Source organism: Bacillus sp. GM2, from assembly GCF_056155945.1.
The window spans coordinates 180,849-196,945 of sequence record NZ_JBRKSZ010000007.1 but is presented as its reverse complement, the minus strand read 5'-3'; the positions used below and the strand labels follow the sequence as shown (position 1 = coordinate 196,945).

The 16,097-nt window shown below is 44.8% G+C and carries 20 protein-coding genes and 1 riboswitch; of the genes, 2 read left to right on the top strand and 18 right to left on the bottom strand.

Translation table 11 applies throughout. The features are described 5' to 3' along the window. Positions 1-2 precede the first annotated feature (2 nt). Both ACVC9U_RS01785 and ACVC9U_RS01780 read left to right on the top strand, forming a co-directional pair. Positions 3-461 carry an ImmA/IrrE family metallo-endopeptidase gene (locus tag ACVC9U_RS01785; protein WP_441390067.1) on the top strand — a complete coding sequence of 153 codons (459 nt, stop codon included), beginning with the start codon at positions 3-5 and terminating at the stop codon, positions 459-461. Between the two features lie 6 nt (positions 462-467). Continuing rightward, complete coding sequence (locus tag ACVC9U_RS01780; RefSeq protein WP_095259981.1) at positions 468-1,625, top strand: site-specific integrase; 1,158 nt, start codon at positions 468-470, stop codon at positions 1,623-1,625. A gap of 65 nt (positions 1,626-1,690) precedes the next feature. On the opposite strand, the gene sufB is transcribed toward ACVC9U_RS01780, so the two are convergent. The 18 genes from sufB to ACVC9U_RS01690 all read right to left on the bottom strand — a co-directional run bounded on the left by sufB (position 1,691) and on the right by ACVC9U_RS01690 (position 16,081). Further along, on the bottom strand, positions 1,691-3,088 hold the full coding sequence (gene sufB / locus ACVC9U_RS01775) for a Fe-S cluster assembly protein SufB (protein ID WP_003185037.1): 1,398 nt from the start codon (positions 3,086-3,088) through the stop codon (positions 1,691-1,693). 18 nt (positions 3,089-3,106) lie between these two features. Beyond that, positions 3,107-3,553: a Fe-S cluster assembly sulfur transfer protein SufU gene (gene sufU / locus ACVC9U_RS01770; RefSeq protein ID WP_003185039.1), complete on the bottom strand. Its 447-nt coding sequence runs from the start codon at positions 3,551-3,553 to the stop codon at positions 3,107-3,109. After that, positions 3,543-4,763, bottom strand: a complete 1,221-nt coding sequence (gene sufS, locus ACVC9U_RS01765) for a cysteine desulfurase SufS (protein WP_048350180.1) — start codon at positions 4,761-4,763, stop codon at positions 3,543-3,545. Before sufS ends, sufU begins: the two co-directional genes overlap by 11 nt. Further along, entirely contained in the window at positions 4,763-6,076 is a 1,314-nt protein-coding gene (sufD, locus tag ACVC9U_RS01760) for a Fe-S cluster assembly protein SufD (RefSeq protein ID WP_048350181.1), read from the bottom strand. Before sufD ends, sufS begins: the two co-directional genes overlap by 1 nt. Positions 6,077-6,093: 17 nt before the next feature. Continuing rightward, on the bottom strand, positions 6,094-6,879 hold the full coding sequence (gene sufC / locus ACVC9U_RS01755; protein ID WP_020452869.1) for a Fe-S cluster assembly ATPase SufC: 786 nt from the start codon (positions 6,877-6,879) through the stop codon (positions 6,094-6,096). 222 nt (positions 6,880-7,101) lie between these two features. Beyond that, positions 7,102-8,037 (bottom strand): cation diffusion facilitator family transporter, encoded by a 936-nt coding sequence (locus ACVC9U_RS01750; RefSeq protein WP_048350182.1) that lies wholly within the window; start codon positions 8,035-8,037, stop codon positions 7,102-7,104. Between the two features lie 132 nt (positions 8,038-8,169). Further along, positions 8,170-8,316, bottom strand: a complete 147-nt coding sequence (locus ACVC9U_RS01745; protein ID WP_020452871.1) for a YuzK family famiily protein — start codon at positions 8,314-8,316, stop codon at positions 8,170-8,172. Positions 8,317-8,459: 143 nt separating this feature from the next. Beyond that, complete coding sequence (locus ACVC9U_RS01740; RefSeq protein ID WP_031305044.1) at positions 8,460-8,843, bottom strand: carboxymuconolactone decarboxylase family protein; 384 nt, start codon at positions 8,841-8,843, stop codon at positions 8,460-8,462. Between the two features lie 92 nt (positions 8,844-8,935). Continuing rightward, on the bottom strand, positions 8,936-9,766 hold the full coding sequence (gene metQ, locus ACVC9U_RS01735; RefSeq protein ID WP_020452873.1) for a methionine ABC transporter substrate-binding lipoprotein MetQ: 831 nt from the start codon (positions 9,764-9,766) through the stop codon (positions 8,936-8,938). A gap of 13 nt (positions 9,767-9,779) precedes the next feature. Further along, positions 9,780-10,448, bottom strand: a complete 669-nt coding sequence (locus ACVC9U_RS01730) for a methionine ABC transporter permease (protein ID WP_003185053.1) — start codon at positions 10,446-10,448, stop codon at positions 9,780-9,782. Next, positions 10,441-11,466, bottom strand: coding sequence for a methionine ABC transporter ATP-binding protein MetN (metN, locus tag ACVC9U_RS01725; RefSeq protein WP_075751332.1), 1,026 nt, complete (start codon positions 11,464-11,466; stop codon positions 10,441-10,443). The genes ACVC9U_RS01730 and metN overlap by 8 nt, the downstream gene beginning before the upstream one ends. Before the next feature lie 116 nt (positions 11,467-11,582). Then, positions 11,583-11,690, bottom strand: a riboswitch (SAM riboswitch). Positions 11,691-11,873: 183 nt separating this feature from the next. Beyond that, on the bottom strand, positions 11,874-12,221 hold the full coding sequence (locus ACVC9U_RS01720; RefSeq protein ID WP_003185057.1) for an SCP2 sterol-binding domain-containing protein: 348 nt from the start codon (positions 12,219-12,221) through the stop codon (positions 11,874-11,876). A gap of 121 nt (positions 12,222-12,342) precedes the next feature. After that, a complete protein-coding gene (locus tag ACVC9U_RS01715; protein WP_075751333.1) occupies positions 12,343-12,651 on the bottom strand; it encodes a thioredoxin family protein in 309 nt (102 codons plus the stop codon). 25 nt (positions 12,652-12,676) lie between these two features. Beyond that, the gene (locus ACVC9U_RS01710) at positions 12,677-13,021 is read right to left on the bottom strand and encodes a toprim domain-containing protein (RefSeq protein WP_020452877.1); all 345 of its coding nucleotides are present in this window, start codon (positions 13,019-13,021) and stop codon (positions 12,677-12,679) included. A gap of 61 nt (positions 13,022-13,082) precedes the next feature. Further along, complete coding sequence (locus tag ACVC9U_RS01705; RefSeq protein ID WP_020452878.1) at positions 13,083-13,319, bottom strand: YusG family protein; 237 nt, start codon at positions 13,317-13,319, stop codon at positions 13,083-13,085. Positions 13,320-13,379: 60 nt separating this feature from the next. Then, a complete protein-coding gene (gene gcvH / locus ACVC9U_RS01700; protein WP_020452879.1) occupies positions 13,380-13,763 on the bottom strand; it encodes a glycine cleavage system protein GcvH in 384 nt (127 codons plus the stop codon). A 61-nt stretch (positions 13,764-13,824) separates the two neighbouring features. Then, a complete protein-coding gene (locus ACVC9U_RS01695) occupies positions 13,825-14,181 on the bottom strand; it encodes an arsenate reductase family protein (protein WP_003185068.1) in 357 nt (118 codons plus the stop codon). 115 nt (positions 14,182-14,296) lie between these two features. Further along, a complete protein-coding gene (locus ACVC9U_RS01690) occupies positions 14,297-16,081 on the bottom strand; it encodes an acyl-CoA dehydrogenase family protein (RefSeq protein WP_075751334.1) in 1,785 nt (594 codons plus the stop codon). Positions 16,082-16,097 lie beyond the last annotated feature (16 nt).

The following is a 16,097-nucleotide window of genomic DNA, read 5'->3' as shown; positions in this document are numbered from 1 at the left end:
TTGTGGAGTCAATTACTTCAAAAATCAAATCAATAACAAAAAAATTTGAAACAAACAATCCATTTAAAATTGCAAAAGAATTAGGAATTGAAGTGGTATATGAAGACTTAGGAAAAGCCTTGGGCTATTACAGTAGACATTTTAAAGTTAAGGTCATCCACATTAATAAGAATGCGAATGAACATAGTAAGGAGTTTATTTGCGCCCATGAACTAGGTCATGCGATCTTTCATCCAGACGTAAACACTCCTTTTTTAAAAAGGCAGACTCTATTTTCAACAGATCGAATCGAGTTGGAAGCGAATTTTTTCGCAATTAATTTGTTGTTCTCATCCTTTAATGGCTGCGTCACCGTAAGGAAAGCAATTGAACAATACGGAATCCCTGAGAAATTAGTTTTATCCAACCTGAATCTAAAAATTTTTACACCAAAAATCGAACGTACGTTTCTTGAGAGGTGAAAAAAGATGGCCAGTTTTAGAAAGCACACTAACGGATCGTGGGAATATCGGATACGGTATAAGGATAGGAAATCAAATAAATACAAAGAAAAATCAAAACGTGGTTTTAAAACAAAAAAAGAAGCACAACTGGCAGCTGCACAAGTTGAAATGGAGATTGATTATTACGGTTTCGCCGAAGATGGTGACGAAAAAACTGACACCTATTTTGAAAGTTGGTTGGAAATATACAAAAAACCAAATGTCAAACCGATCACCTATTCCCTTCAAGAAAGGAATGTGAGATTAAACATTCTCCCACGGTGGGGCGACTATAAATTAAAAGAAATTAATCGAAATGAATATCAAAAATGGATCAATGAATTGAAGGGGCACTATAGTGAAGGAACAGTGAGAAGGATTCACAGCATTATGAACACCGCACTCAACGATGCGGTATACGAATTCAGAATCCTTCGGGAAAATCCCGTAACAAGGATCAATATTCCAAAAGACACAATGACTAACAAGGTAATTAAATTCTTTACTATAGAAGAATTGAACAAGTTCCTTAACAAAATAAAGGAGCCTCAAAAAAAATCAAAGTATCAACATTCAATACAGTATTATGCGCTTTTTTCTCTAATAGCGCGGACCGGTCTACGCATTGGTGAAGCCTTGGCATTAACCTGGGATGACATAAACTTTGAAGAAAACACCCTTACAGTCAACAAGACACTGGTTTATCCAACTAATTCAACACCATACCTTTCCACACCAAAATCAAAAGCAAGTTTACGAACCATCAAACTTGATGAGAACACGGCCCATATTATGAAAAAGCATAAAATCAATCGGAATGAGGTCGTTCTGAAATACAAAAATTATAAAAGGCCGGAAACGAATATTATATTTTTTCAACACGACGGTCGCTGGCTTCGGACAAATGTTGTCAGAGAATATTTCAAAGAAGTGTGTAAAAGGGCTGGTTTACCTATTCTGTCCCCACACGCTCTTAGACATAGTCATGCGGTTCACCTTCTTGAAGCCGGCGTTAATATTAAATATGTATCAGAAAGGCTAGGACATTCGAGTATAAAAATGACCGCAGATACATACCTCCATGTCACCAAAAAGATTGAAGACCAAGCAATGGATTTGTATCTGCGGTACACAAGCATATAAAATTTTGTGGGTGTTTTGTGGGTGCAATCAAATCGAAATCTGATCACCCCCTTTAGTATCAAGGGTTAACCAATAGACCCTTCCATTTCGAACTTGATCAAACGGTTCATCTCAACCGCGTATTCCATCGGCAGTTCTTTTGTGAACGGCTCGATGAAGCCCATGACGATCATTTCTGTTGCTTCTTCTTCAGAAATGCCGCGGCTCATCAAGTAGAAGAGCTGCTCTTCAGATACTTTTGATACTTTCGCTTCGTGCTCCAATGAAATGTTGTCGTTCAAAATTTCATTGTATGGGATTGTATCAGAAGTTGATTTGTTGTCCATGATCAGCGTGTCGCATTCGATGTTTGAGCGGGCGCCTTCGGCTTTGCGTCCGAAGTGGACGATTCCGCGGTATGTGACTTTTCCGCCTTGTTTTGAGATCGATTTTGAAACGATTGTGGATGACGTATTCGGTGCAAGGTGAATCATTTTCGCACCGGCATCCTGATGCTGTCCTTTTCCTGCAAGAGCGATAGAAAGCGTCATGCCGCGCGCGCCTTCGCCTTTCAGGATAACGGCAGGATATTTCATTGTCAGCTTGGAGCCGATGTTTCCGTCGATCCATTCCATTGTCGCGTTTTCTTCGCAGACCGCACGCTTTGTCACAAGGTTGAAGACGTTGTTCGCCCAGTTTTGAATCGTTGTATAGCGGCAGTATCCGCCTTTTTTAACGATGATCTCAACAACCGCGCTGTGAAGGGAGTTCGTTGTATAAACAGGTGCTGTACATCCCTCTACATAGTGAACGTGAGCGCCTTCGTCGACGATGATCAGCGTCCGTTCGAACTGTCCCATGTTTTCTGAGTTGATGCGGAAGTATGCTTGCAGCGGAGTATCAACTTTTACGCCTTTTGGCACGTAGATGAATGATCCGCCGGACCATACCGCAGAGTTCAAGGCCGCAAACTTGTTGTCAGTCGGCGGGATGACTTTTGCCCAATGCTCGCGGAAAATGTCTTCATTTTCTTTGAGGGCGCTGTCTGTGTCTTTGAAGACGATCCCTTGAGACTCAAGGTCTTCTTTCATGTTATGGTAAACGACTTCTGACTCATATTGCGCGGATACACCGGCCAAATATTTTTGCTCAGCTTCTGGGATTCCGAGCTTGTCAAATGTCTGTTTGATTTCCTCAGGCACTTCGTCCCATGATCTTTCTGAACGCTCAGAAGGCTTTACATAGTATGTGATTTCATCAAAGTTTAATGAGTTTAAATCTCCGCCCCATTGCGGCATTGGCATATTGTAGAAGTGTTCAAGAGATTTCAAGCGAAAGTCGAGCATCCACTGTGGCTCTTCTTTCATGCGTGAAATTTCTTCAACGATTTCTTTTGTCAATCCCCGCTCTGAACGGAAAATGGAAACGTCTTTGTCGGCAAAACCGTATTTATATTCGCCGATATCCGGCATTTTCTTAGCCATCCATTTTCACTCCAATCTTTATTCGTTATCGCTGTTTTCTTTGGAAACGCCTTTTTCGAGGGCTTTCCATGACAATGTTGCGCATTTAATTCGGGCCGGAAATTTTGAAACGCCTTGCAGAGCTTCAATATCTCCTAAATCAATCGAATCGTCGTAGTCTTTGCCCTGCATCATATCTGAAAAGATCCGTGACATTTGAAGGGCGGTCTCCACGTCTTTCCCTTTGATCGCCTGTGTCATCATAGACGCAGAAGCCATTGAGATTGAGCATCCTTCGCCTTCAAATTTTGCATCTTCTACTTTACCGTCCGTTATCTTCATCGTCAGCCTGATCCGGTCACCGCATGTCGGGTTGTTCATGTCAACGACGATGCTGTCATTCAAAACCCCTTTATTTCTCGGGTTTTTATAGTGATCCATAATCACCTGGCGATACAGTGTATCCAAGTTCACATTAAAAGACATTTGTGAAATACTCCTTTGTCTTCTGAAGAGCTTCAATCAGTTTGTCGATGTCTTCTTCCGTATTATACAGATAAAAGCTCGCTCTTGCAGTGGCGGAGACGTTCAGCCATTTCATTAAAGGCTGCGCGCAGTGATGGCCGGCTCTGACGGCGACCCCTTCTGCATCCAGCACGGTTGCCACATCGTGCGGATGAACGTCTTCAAGGTTGAACGTCACGAGTCCTGCACGTTCGGCCGGACCATAGACAACAGCGCCTTCAAGCTCTTTAAAGCGCTCCAGCGCGTATGCCGCCAAACGGTGTTCATGCGCTAATATTTCATCAAGTCCGATGTCTTCAAGGAAGTCAATCGCCGCTCCCAATCCGATCGCGCCGGCAATGATCGGTGTGCCGGCTTCGAATTTCCAAGGCAGCTCCTTCCAAGTCGATTCGTAAAGACCGACAAAATCGATCATTTCTCCGCCGAATTCTGCGGGTTCCATGTTTTCAAGCAATGCTCTTTTTCCATACAATACCCCGATCCCGGTCGGACCACACATTTTGTGGGCTGAAAACGTGTAGAAATCGCAGTCCAAATCCTGGACGTCAATTTTCATGTGAGGCGTGCTTTGCGCACCGTCTACGACCATAACCGCGCCGTTGTCATGCGCGATTTTGGCTATTTCCTTAATCGGGTTGATTGTACCGAGAACGTTTGAAACATGCGCAGCCGAGACGATTTTTGTATTTTCCGTCACCGTTTCCCTGACATCGTCCAAGGAAATGGTTCCGTCTTCCTGAAGCGGAATGTACTTCAGCGTGGCGCCGGTTGCTTTGACAGCCTGCTGCCACGGAATAATATTCGCATGGTGCTCCATCGGTGTAATGACGATTTCATCACCGGGCTTGAGGTTTGCGCGGGCATAGCTGAGCGCAATCGTGTTCAGGGCCGTTGTCGTACCCCTTGTAAAAATAATTTCCTGCATCGATTTCGCGTTTATAAACTTCCTGACCTTCTCACGTGCTCCTTCATATCCATCCGTTGCTTTCGTTCCTAATGTATGGACGCCGCGATGGACATTGGAATTGTAAGAGTTGTAATACTCATCAAGCGTCTCAATGACGACGCGCGGCTTTTGCGAGGTGGCCGCGCTGTCCAAATAAACGAGATCGTGTCCGTTGACCTGTTGGCTGAGAATCGGAAACTGTTCGCGAATATCTTTAGCATTCATTATTTTACTTTCCTTTCAATCACAGAGACCAGCTGCTTCTTCACGCCTTCAATCGGAAGTTCATTGACAACCGGTGCGAGGAAGCCGTAAATGACGAGGCGCTCTGCTTCTTCTTTAGGAATTCCGCGGCTCATCAAATAGTAGAGCTGAACCGGATCGACGCGGCCGACAGATGCAGCGTGTCCTGCCGTTACATCGTCTTCATCGATTAATAGGATCGGGTTTGCGTCGCCGCGCGCTTTTTCACTCAGCATAAGAACGCGTGACTCCTGCTCTGCATTTGATTTTGACGCGCCGTGCTCGATTTTTCCGATACCGTTGAAGATCGAAGATGCGGAATCTTTCATAACGCCGTGTTTTAAAATATAGCCTTCTGAATGCTTTCCGTGATGAATGATTTGCGTTGTAAAGTTTTGAGTCTGTTCTCCTCTGCCGACGACAACCGTTTTCGTATCGCCGAATGTGCCGTCTCCATGCAGATTTGTCGTGTTTTCAGAAACGGTGTCTCCGTCATTCATCAAACCGAGCGCCCATTCAATTTTGCTGTCGCGTCCGAGTGCAGTTCCGCGGCGGCTGACATAAGCCGTCACCCCTGCGGAAAGGTTGTCGACCGCACCGTATTGCACGCGGGCATTCGCGCCTGTGATCACTTCTGACACGATGTTAAAGACCGCTTCCTTAGGGTTCACAGTGCTGATGTAGTTTTCTACATATGTGACTGCACTGTTGTCATCAGCAACAACAAGTACATGGTTGAAAAGCGTTGTATCATTGCTTTCATGGACATAAACAGCTTGCACAGGCGCTTCCAGTTCGACGTTTTTCGGAACGTAAAGGAAGGCTCCGCCGTTCAGGAGGGCTGCATGCAATGCCGTTAATTTATGCTCATCGACTTTAACGCCGTCTTTCATAAAGTATTTTTTGACTAGCTCGCCGTGTTCGCGGAACGCAGTATGAATATCTGTAAAGATGACGCCTTTATCCTGCAGCTCCTTTGAAAGAGAAAGGTAAGCCGGCGTCTGGTCTCTTTGGACATAAAGCGTTTTGTCTTCATTTCCAAGATCGATCAGCGATTTGACCTCATCTGAAAGATCATCCAAAGAATCAAGCGGTTTATTTTCTACAGTATGCTTATCAAACCGTGTAAAATTCCAATTTGTAATTTTCGTTTTATCAGGTTTCGGCAGCGGCAGATCTTCGGCTTTTTCAAGCGCTTCTAAGCGTAGATCTTGCAGCCATGCCGGTTCCTGGTGCTTCTCAGAGAAGCTTTTGACATATTCCCGATCTACAGATAGTTTTGTTTCCAATGTCATGTTTATCCCCCTAACGCTTACGCTTCTTGACCGACAGTTTCGTCTTCGATTCCAAGCTCATGCTTAATCCAGTCATATCCTTCAGCCTCAAGGCGCTGCGCCAGCTCAGGTCCGCCGGATTTCACAACGCGGCCCTGCATCATGACGTGCACGTGGTCAGGCGTAATGTAGTTCAAGAGGCGCTGATAGTGCGTGATGATCAGGCAGCCGAAGTCCTCGCCGCGCATTTTGTTGATTCCTTTTGAAACGACTTTAAGGGCGTCGATATCCAAACCTGAATCGATTTCGTCAAGAATCGCGATTTTCGGTTCGATCATCATCAGCTGAAGAATTTCGTTGCGTTTTTTCTCACCGCCTGAGAAACCTTCGTTCAGGTAGCGCTGCGCCATATCAGGGTCCATTTCAAGAAATTCCATGTTTTCGTCCATTTTGCGGATGAATTTCATTAAAGAAATCTCGTCGCCTTCTTCTCTGCGCGCGTTGATCGCTGAACGGAGAAAATCGGCGTTTGTAACACCGCTGATTTCACTCGGATACTGCATAGCCAAAAACAGGCCGGCCTGAGCGCGCTCGTCCACTTCCATTTCCAGAACGTCCTTGCCGTCAAGCGTGATGCTTCCTTTTGTTACTTCGTATTTAGGATGACCCATAATCGCCGCGGATAAAGTTGATTTACCCGTTCCGTTCGGTCCCATTACAGCGTGGAATTCCCCGCCTTTTATTTCAAGGTTTACACCTTTTAAAATCTCTTTTCCTTCAATCTCAACGTGAAGATCTTTGATTGTTAATGTCGAAGCAGCCATGAAATATACCTCCAATATATATAATCATCATTCTCAATTTATTCTCATTCTAATTTTATAACAAATGAAAAGTGAATACAACAATAGTCTTCCTATCTTTTCGTGTACATGTTCTCAAGTTTAACAAAAAACGTTTTGTTCTTAAAGAGATTGGGGTAAGAAAACTTCCCGGACGAGAGATGCGCACCTTGCAATCAACAAGCTATCGACAAACAGCGCGAATTACGAGCGGGAACGATTTGATCCCAGGCTGCACGATTCATGACGGGAACAGCGCTCCCCTTCTATTTGGACCGTCACATGCTCCACGTTGCATTCTTTCCTTAGATATTTTGATACTTGTTTTAAGATTCTATCCCTGTCACTGTTTTCGTCTGCCACGATATGGCAGCTTAATGACGGCATATCAGATGAGATCGACCAAATGTGGAGATCGTGAACCTCCTTTACTGACGGAATGGAAAGCAAGCCGTTTTTAAGCGCTTCCGCATCAATGTCTTTCGGTTTTCCTTCCATTAATATGTGCACCGAGTCTTTCGTCACCCGCCACCCGCTAACAAGAACCAAAGCCGCGACGGCGGTGCTTGCGATTGGATCGGCGATATTCCAATTGAAGAAAATCATGAGGAGGCCTGCGATAATCGCGCCGAAAGATCCCAGCATATCGCCGATGACGTGCAATAAAGCGCTCCGCATGTTTAAATTCCCGCTTGTGTCGCCTTTCATTAATATCCAGGCTGCAGCAATGTTGATGAACAGACCAACCGTTGCAATTGCGAGCATGCCACTGCCGGCGACTTCCGGCGGGCTGAAAAAGCGGTTGTACGCTTCCCAAAAAATATAAAGTGAAATCAAAAGCAAGGTGATCCCATTGATAAACGCAGCCAAAATTTCAAAGCGCCTGTAGCCGAATGTTTTGCTCGCAGTTGCAGCCTTTTCCCCAATTTTAAACGCCAAGAGGCTGAATCCAAGCGCTGCAGCGTCGCTGAGCATATGTCCCGCATCTGACAACAAAGCGAGGCTGTTCGTCAATATCCCGCCTATCACTTCAATTATCATAAAAGTAAAAATCAAACCGAAGCTGATGAACAGCGCTTTTTGATTTGCTGATCGGCTGCCATGGTGGCTGTGACCTGTATGTCCGTGAGAATGAGCCATTTTAAATCCCCCTCTTAAATCAGTATATGATCATGTATTCATATTTAAATTTTACCTTTTCCTTTAATTATGGTCAAGCGGCTTTTAAGAACATGGAGAAGGACGGATCGACACATCCGCCCCCCTCGCGTTTTATCCGATCATGGGTAAGTCTGATACGATCTGCTTGCTTTTTTGATACTGCTTTTCACGTCTTTTCTCAACTTCAAGCCGGTTCACATGGCTTCTGCTGTACTCTTCGTACCCCATTCCATGCGACTTGTGCATCGCTTTTTCCATTTCGGCCGTGAATTCAAGGTCAAGCTGATCTTGGCTTGAACAAATAATGAATCATCCTTTCAGAGATTTTCTTACATAGTACCAGTTATATACAAACTCTGCAAAAATGTGTGTGCTTTCAATATGCTTTCACGGACGAAAAATCAATGCTTCATTTGCTGGAATTCTTCCATCGCCTGCAGAACGAGTGTGACAGCTTGGCTCATGGCCGCGCCTCCGCCAAATGCCGCAGTTACGCCGACTGCTTCAAGAATTTCTTCCTCCGACGCTCCGCAATCCAGGCAGCCCTTGATATGATAAATAATGCAATATTCATCCTGAGTATTCACACTGATGCCCAGTGCGATCAGCTGCTTATCCTTTTCGCTGAGCGCGCCTTTTTTAAAGCATTCCTCGGTAAATTCGTTGTATTTGGCGGCAATTCCGGGCATTTTTTCGGAAAAGATGCCGATCCCTGCTTTATATTCATGCAGTGCAGATTCGATAATGCTTTCTGATTCATGCTGATTCACGTTTTGTTCCTCCATTTTCAGTTGGTAGTCTTTTTTTATTATGAGCCTCTTTTCAAAAAATACGCGAAAAAACCCCGGTTTTCTTTGAAACCGGGGTGTTCTTTCATTTACTCAGAAACAGAAATGACAGAGCCTTCATATTTTTTGTCGATGAACTTTTTGATGTCATCAGAGCGCAATACGTCCATCAGAGCTTTCACTTTGTCAGAATCTTCGTCGCCTTTTCGGACGGCGATGATGTTAGCGTAAGGATTGTCTTTTGGAGACTCAAGTTCGATTGAATCAGTTTTCGGATTCAGCTTGTTTTGGATCGCGTAGTTCACATTGATGAACACTGCGTCAGCTTCATTGGCTTCGTATGCTTTTGCTGTCATTTCAGGCGCCACATCATTTTTGATTTTGAGGTTTTTCTTGTTTTCTGCAATGTCTTTTACTGTCGCATCCACTTTTTCAATGCCTGATTTCAGCTTGATCAGTCCGGCATTTTCAAGCATTGCAAGCATGCGGCCCTGTTCAGCTGCGTTGTTGCTCATAATAATTTTTGCACCGTCAGGAAGGTCTTTTAAAGATTTATACTTTTTAGAGTAAATGCCGAATGGCTCAAGGTGTACCGCGCCGACGTTAACAAGATCATAATCTTTATTTTCTTTCATTTCCTGTTCAAGATACGGGACGTGCTGGAAATAGTTCGCATCGAGATCTTTCGTTGCAAGCGCTTTGTTGATCAGTTTGTAGTCCGTGAAATTTTTGATTTTAAGCTCATAGCCTTTTTCTTTCAAAAGCGGCTTTGCTTCTTCAAGGATTTCAGCGTGAGGCGTCGGCGTCGCTCCGACTGTGATGACTTTGCTGTCTTTATCCCCTTCGCTGCTGGAAGATCCGCAAGCGGCCAAAACGCCTGCAAAAATGATGAATAAAGCTGTTAATAAACCTTTTTTCATGTTGATGTCCTCCCTAACGTTTGTCTAATTTATTTGTTATAAAATCCCCGATAAACTGGATGATGAACACAATAGCTAAGATGAAAATAGTGGCGATCAGTATAATATCGGGATTGTTCATCTGAAAACCGTTTACATAGGCAAGGTTCCCGAGTCCGCCTGACCCGATTGCTCCGGCCATCGCCGTCGAACCGATCAGTGCAATCGCCGTAACCGTAATGCCAGAGATCAAGGCCGGCATCGATTCGGGCAGGAGCACTTTAAATATGATCGTCGATGTTTTGGCTCCCATCGATTTCGCCGCTTCAATCACGCCCTTATCAACTTCGCGCAAAGCGATTTCAACCAGGCGGGCATAGAAGGGAGCGGATGCGATAATCAAAGCCGGAAGTGCGGCATTCGGTCCCAGGATCGTGTTCATTAAAAACTTTGTGAAACCGAGCAGCAAAATAATCAATATGATAAAAGGAATAGACCTGAACACATTGACGATTGCCGAGATGACACCGTTCACGACCCGATTCTGCCAAATGTTTCCTTTTGAAGTCAAATACAGCAGCATACCGAGAATCACTCCGATGATAAAAGCAAACAATAGGGAAATTCCTGTCATATATATCGTTTCATACGTTGCTTCCCACAGCTGCTCCATATCTACGTTTGGAAACAGTTTTTCAAACATTCGTGATCACCTCTGCTTCTACCTGGCGGCTCTTGATGAAATCGACCACGTCATTGACCTCGTTTTCACGTCCGTCGACATGTATGAACAATGAACCGTATGCACCGTCCTGAGTCTGCGAGATTTTGCCTTGAAGGATGTTGACTTCAACATCGAACTTCCGAATGATCTGCGTGATCAGCGGCGATTCGGCCGCTTCGCCGACGAAAGTGAGCTTGATCGTCCGCCCGGATGTCGTTTCTTCGAGGAAATGCTTCAGCGTTTCCTTTGTTTCCACCGGTTCTGTTACCTGCTGAACAAAGCGCTTTGTCATTTCTTCCTTCGGCTTGATGAAGACGTTCAGTACATCGCCTTCTTCTACGACCTTTCCGTTTTCCATGACGGCCACTCTGTGGCAGATTTTCCTGATGACATGCATTTCATGAGTGATCAGGACAATGGTCAGTCCGAGCCTTTCATTGATATCGGACAGAAGACCCAGAATCGAATCAGTCGTCTGCGGATCAAGCGCTGATGTCGCTTCATCGCATAACAGAACTTTCGGATTGTTTGCGAGCGCCCGTGCGATGCCGACGCGCTGCTTTTGGCCTCCGCTCAGCTGTGAAGGGTAGGCGTTTTCCTTGCCTTCAAGACCGACAAGCTTAATCAGTTCAGCGACTCTTTCCAGACGTTTTGCTTTGCTGACACCGGCGATCTCCAGCGGAAACGCAATATTGTCGCGCACCGTTCTCGACCATAACAGGTTGAAATGCTGGAAAATCACGCTGATTTCCTGCCTTGCTTTCCTCAGCTTCTTCCCTTTGATCTCGCTGATTTTTCTGCCGGCTACTTCAACCGTGCCTGAAGTCGGCTGTTCAAGTCCGTTCAAGAGACGGATCAAGGAGCTTTTTCCGGCTCCGCTATATCCAATAATTCCGAAGATTTCACCTTTTTTAATCGTAAGGGTGACATCTTGGACAGCATTGACATCTCCATGCTTTGACCGATAAATCTTTGAAACATTTTGAAGATTTATCAAAAGCCATCACCTGCTTTCTTGCTCAATTCTCATAGTTGTCTAAATTCCTGATCAATCAACGAAAAAAGCCTTTCTGCACACATGAGCAGAAAGGCTTTGGAAAAGTCTGGGCCTTTCTCTCATCTTTCAAAGCATAACGCTTCGCGTGAATTGGCACCATTTCAACACGTGTTGATGGTTGCCGGGTTTCATAGGGCACTTCCCTCCACCTCTCTGGATAAGAGAAACATATATTTATTTTTTGATTATTATGATCGGAATTCTTAAAGTAGGATATCATGCGAAAAAATAGTTGTCAACTATTTTTCGTAAGACAATCGTCCTACGGCGAAAAGAGACGAGCGTAAACGCCCGTCCCTGTCTGACTAATACACGGAATGTGCCGATTTTTTGAATTTTTAAAAAGTCTATGAATAAAGATCGCTGTTTTTAAAGAAGCCGTCCGTCAGCCATAAAATCGCTTCAAGCTTCAATAAAGCTCTAAAAGAGCCTTTTACTTTAACAGTGCCGCGCTGTACGAGATGCTGCAATGAAATGTCGCCATGAAGAAGGTCAATAATCTCGCTTTGCTCTCCAAAAAAGGTCAAATGAGCTTTTTCTACAGGAGAATATTTTTCCATTTCCCCTTTTTCGTTGATTGCTAACGTAAAAGCTTCTTTCTCTCCTTGAAACGTAATCAGCAAAGCCGTTGTAGATAATAGAGGTTTTAAAAAAAGAGCCTTGCCCTCTCTTTCTATCAATCCCATTTTCTCCAACTGTATAACCTCCTGTAAATTGGTCATACTTACAGATTCTCTGTCTGCTGCAGGAGTTCCTTTAGGAATTGCTCGACAAGTTTTTGCTGGTTATTTCCCGAGAAATATGTCAAAACCGCCCTTAATCCACAACATTTTGTTTAATCGTATCATATAAGTAGGAAACGGAGTGAAAAGCGTATTCTTTTTTGACGACTCGCCCTTTTTTGTAAAGGATAAAACACGGGACGCTTTCTATTTCCTGCTGTTTGGCAAATGACGGGGAGTAATTGAGATTGTTTTTATAAAAAGGAATGTCCTTCATCATTTCATCAACGACCTCCAGCATTCTTCCGGCCAGCTGACACGTTCCGCAGAACGGCGTGTATACATATAGAAGACAGGTCTCATGTTCAAGCCGTGTCAGCTCTTTTTCTTGAAGTTCTTGCATCTGTTAAACCGCACCTCAATACGTTTTATAATAAATATTTTGTATGTACCCGGATGTTTGAACGAAATAATACTTCTGCAACATGCTGACTCGGGGCGGAAGCGACTTCTTTGTATACCCTATCGATGTATAGATGCGAAGCTTGGGGGAGCTCCCTCATCAGCTGACGGCGGAGCTTTTCCCCTGATTCATCGGCATCCACCAGGATATAAACGTCTTTATCAAACAGCGTCTCGGCGAATTCATCGAGTTTTGCCTGGCTGATCGTTCCGTTTGTGCAAATGATGTCCACGGGCTCTTCGATGACATGCTTCACTTTTTGCTTATCTGATTTCCCTTCGACGATCATGACTTTTTCATTTTCCGGCATATGATCACCTTTAATGATTTACTTGTAAAAAAAGGCAGTGAATATTCACCGCCTGACTCGATTAACACCAGCCTTGGTGGTCATCACAGTCTACATATTTAGCATCCGGACCGCTTACGGTATCCGCCGTTTTGTAAAATCTTTCGTCTTGGAATGAATATCCAGATTTCAACTCGTATTGATCCTTGCCGGTCATTCGGCCGATCAGCTCATTCTCATGGTACAGCTGCATTCCGCCGTTTTTCAATCGGCTTTCCACATGTTCTGTAATATCAATACGTTCTTTTTTCAGCGTCAATTTGGACACCCCCTCTTGATATAGAGTATCCAAACGACACATGGCTATCCTGAATAATCCTTAGTCTTCTTTTATCATGTCCTCATATTGCTCGGCTGTCATCAGATTTTCGATTTCAGAAGCATCTGACGGCTCGACGATAATCATCCATGCCTTTTCATACGGAGACTCGTTGACGAATTCAGGGCTGTCTTCCAGATCTTCGTTCACTTCGACCACTTTTCCGTTGATCGGGGCATACAGCTCAGAAACGGTCTTTACGGATTCAACGCTGCCAAAAGGCTCGTCCGCTTTGATTTCGTCTCCCACTTCAGGAAGCTCGACAAATACGATGTCTCCAAGTTCGGATTGGGCGAAGTCTGTAATGCCGATTCTGACTTTATCTCCTTCTGTTTTCACCCATTCGTGTTCTTCTGAATAACGCAACTCTTTCGGTGTGCTCATGCTAACCCCTCCATAAAGTGTTTTAATCGATCCTACATTGAAGATATCATATTTTGATGTGTTATAACCAGTATGTCTTAAACTGATCTTCTTTAAAACCGACCGTTACTTTACTGCCGTCTGTCGTAATCGGGCGTTTGATCAGCATACCGTCCGAAGCCAGCAGTTCCAGCTGCTCATCTTCAGACATGCTTTGCAGCTTGTCTTTTAAACCGAGTTCGCGGTATTTTTGGCCGCTCGTGTTGAAAAACTTCTTCAATTCAAGCCCGCTTTTCTCGTAGAGTTCTTTCAGTTTTTCCTTGCTTGGCGGCTGTTCTGCGATATGTATCCCATTGATTTCTTTGCCGTGGTCTTCAAGCCATTTTTTCGCTTTGCGGCATGTCCCGCATTTCGGATACCAGTAAAAATCCAAAGCCATACATACACCCCTCTCATTTAATCGAGGTAATTTTAACACAGATCGAATGAAAAACCTAAAACCGTGCTCGATTCTATAACAGCTTAAAAGCCCCGCCTAAAGCAGGGCTTTTCGTTTAAACGATATATTTCTCAGCTTCAAAGACTCCCTTGGCTGCCTGGCGCTTTTTCTCAATGACGTTGACAGGCGTAAAGCGCGTCAATTTGCGGAGCGCGGACAGCATCATGCGCAGCGAATCGCCTGATTCCATCGCAATGAGCGACTCCTTGGCATGGCTTTCAATTTCCTGAAAAGCTTCCTGCGCAAAAATCTGTGTATAGAGAATTTTCTGGGCGTTTTTGTCTTCGCCGGTTGCCTGGATGGCTTTTTCAGTACGCAAAATAGCTGCTTCCATCGCGTAGACCTGGCTGACAATGTCGGCGATGTTAACGAGGATTTCCTGCTCATGGTCGAGCGCTTTTCCGTATTTTTGCGCGGCGAGTCCCGCGATCATGAGCGCGGTCTTTTTGGCGTTTCTCAGCAGATACTTTTCCTGTTCGAGAACGCCGTCACCTGGTTCTTCAGGCATGAGCATCATCAGTTCTTCCTGAAGCGCCTTTGCTTTCCCAAACAGAGGAAGCTCGCCTTTCATCGCTTTTTTCAAGTAGGTGCCCGGGACGATGAGACGATTGATTTCGTTTGTGCCTTCAAAAATCCGGTTGATCCGTGAATCGCGGTAAGCCCGCTCCACTTCGTATTCCTGCATGAATCCGTAACCGCCATGGATTTGGACGCCTTCATCAACGATATAATCAAGCGTTTCAGATCCGAATACTTTGTTAAGGGAGCATTCGATTGCATATTCAGCGATCGATTTTGCGACCTGGCGCCCGTCTTTTTGCTCTTCTTCGCTCAAGGTGCCCATTTTGTCTTCAAACAGCCCGACCGTACGATAGACAGAGCTTTCCATCGCATAAAGTTTGGCTGACATATTGGCGATTTTTTCCCCGATTAAGCTAAACTTTGAGATCGGCGTCTTAAATTGCTGGCGCTGATTGGCGTATGAAGCGGACAGCTCGATGACCCGTTTGGAAGCGCCGATTGTCCCGACAGCGAGCTTATAGCGGCCGATATTTAAAATATTGAAGGCGATGACATGCCCTTTTCCCGGTTCGCCTAAAAGGTTTTCTTTCGGAACTTGAACCTGGTCTAAGATGAGCGTGCGGGTCGAAGAGCCTTTGATGCCCATCTTTTTCTCTTCAGGCCCTGTGGAAACACCTGCGTAATCTTTTTCCACAATGAAGGCCGAAAAATGTTCGCCGTCTATTTTCGCATAGACGATGAAAACATCGGCAAAAGCTGAGTTTGTAATCCATTGCTTTTCACCGTTTAATATATAGTGGGTTCCCGCCTCATTCAAAACGGCCGTTGTTTTTGCCCCTAATGCATCAGATCCGGAGCCCGGCTCTGTTAAGGCATAGGCTGCAAATTTTTCCCCTGTTGCAAGGGACGGCAGATACTTTTTCTTTTGCTCCTCGGTTCCGAAAAATACGATCGGAAGCGTGCCGATCCCTACGTGCGCCCCGTACGATAACGAAAAGCTCCCCGCTCTTGAAAATTTTTCGGTGATTAACGCCGAGCTGATTTTATCAAGTCCGAGTCCGCCATACTCCTCAGGAACGTCAGCACCGAGAAGCCCGAGTTCGCCGGCTTTTTTCAGAAGCCTGACAGAGTGTTCGAAATTGTGCTCTTCAATTTCGTCGATGTATGGCAAAACATCTCCGAGAATATAATCTTCAGTCGTTTTGGCGATCATTTTATGTTCATCCGTGAAATCTTCCGGTGTAAACAGCTGATCAGCCGTCACCTCTTCGATCAGAAAGGCTCCGCCTTTTTTCATATGATCTTTTGTTTGTTCCATTGTTCCATCCCCCTTG

Bases quoted from the DNA above. Each gene is read 5' to 3' on its own strand.
- ACVC9U_RS01780 (WP_095259981.1), top strand. From the start codon at position 468: ATGGCCAGTTTTAGAAAGCACACTAACGGATCGTGGGAATATCGGATA.
- sufB (WP_003185037.1), bottom strand. From the start codon at position 3,088: ATGGCTAAGAAAATGCCGGATATCGGCGAATATAAATACGGTTTTGCC.
- sufU (WP_003185039.1), bottom strand. From the start codon at position 3,553: ATGTCTTTTAATGTGAACTTGGATACACTGTATCGCCAGGTGATTATG.
- sufS (WP_048350180.1), bottom strand. From the start codon at position 4,763: ATGAATGCTAAAGATATTCGCGAACAGTTTCCGATTCTCAGCCAACAG.
- sufD (WP_048350181.1), bottom strand. From the start codon at position 6,076: ATGACATTGGAAACAAAACTATCTGTAGATCGGGAATATGTCAAAAGC.
- sufC (WP_020452869.1), bottom strand. From the start codon at position 6,879: ATGGCTGCTTCGACATTAACAATCAAAGATCTTCACGTTGAGATTGAA.
- ACVC9U_RS01750 (WP_048350182.1), bottom strand. From the start codon at position 8,037: ATGGCTCATTCTCACGGACATACAGGTCACAGCCACCATGGCAGCCGA.
- ACVC9U_RS01745 (WP_020452871.1), bottom strand. From the start codon at position 8,316: ATGGAAAAAGCGATGCACAAGTCGCATGGAATGGGGTACGAAGAGTAC.
- ACVC9U_RS01740 (WP_031305044.1), bottom strand. From the start codon at position 8,843: ATGGAGGAACAAAACGTGAATCAGCATGAATCAGAAAGCATTATCGAA.
- metQ (WP_020452873.1), bottom strand. From the start codon at position 9,766: ATGAAAAAAGGTTTATTAACAGCTTTATTCATCATTTTTGCAGGCGTT.
- ACVC9U_RS01730 (WP_003185053.1), bottom strand. From the start codon at position 10,448: ATGTTTGAAAAACTGTTTCCAAACGTAGATATGGAGCAGCTGTGGGAA.
- ACVC9U_RS01715 (WP_075751333.1), bottom strand. From the start codon at position 12,651: ATGCAAGAACTTCAAGAAAAAGAGCTGACACGGCTTGAACATGAGACC.
- ACVC9U_RS01710 (WP_020452877.1), bottom strand. From the start codon at position 13,021: ATGCCGGAAAATGAAAAAGTCATGATCGTCGAAGGGAAATCAGATAAG.
- gcvH (WP_020452879.1), bottom strand. From the start codon at position 13,763: ATGAGCACACCGAAAGAGTTGCGTTATTCAGAAGAACACGAATGGGTG.
- ACVC9U_RS01695 (WP_003185068.1), bottom strand. From the start codon at position 14,181: ATGGCTTTGGATTTTTACTGGTATCCGAAATGCGGGACATGCCGCAAA.
- ACVC9U_RS01690 (WP_075751334.1), bottom strand. From the start codon at position 16,081: ATGGAACAAACAAAAGATCATATGAAAAAAGGCGGAGCCTTTCTGATC.